Consider the following 270-nt stretch of genomic DNA (forward strand, 5'->3'; position numbering starts at 1 on the left):
GGTGTGGAAACGGTTTCCGGTAATGTGTAAAAACCCCCCTCTGACAGCAGAGTCAGCCCTTACAGAAACATATCTCGGGTTTACCAATGTTCCATGGTATACGTCGTTGTCAGTTATCTCAATATCATACCCGTTAACCTGTATGCAGTTCTGGGCTTGATAATCTCCGCTTTCTGAATATGAGTATATACGAGCGCCTTTGATAGTTAACCCCCATGCTACGTGAGCGGCAGGCAAGGACAAAAACTCCCCTCCTATAACCTTTGTCTC

1 protein-coding gene is annotated in these 270 nt (G+C 45.9%); it reads right to left on the reverse strand.

The genetic code is table 11. The features are described from left to right. Positions 1-270: hypothetical protein (locus tag AC1XDK_RS30875; RefSeq protein WP_483353841.1), on the reverse strand; the 270-nt coding region annotated here is incomplete at both ends.

The organism is Haladaptatus sp. HS23, assembly GCF_056892285.1.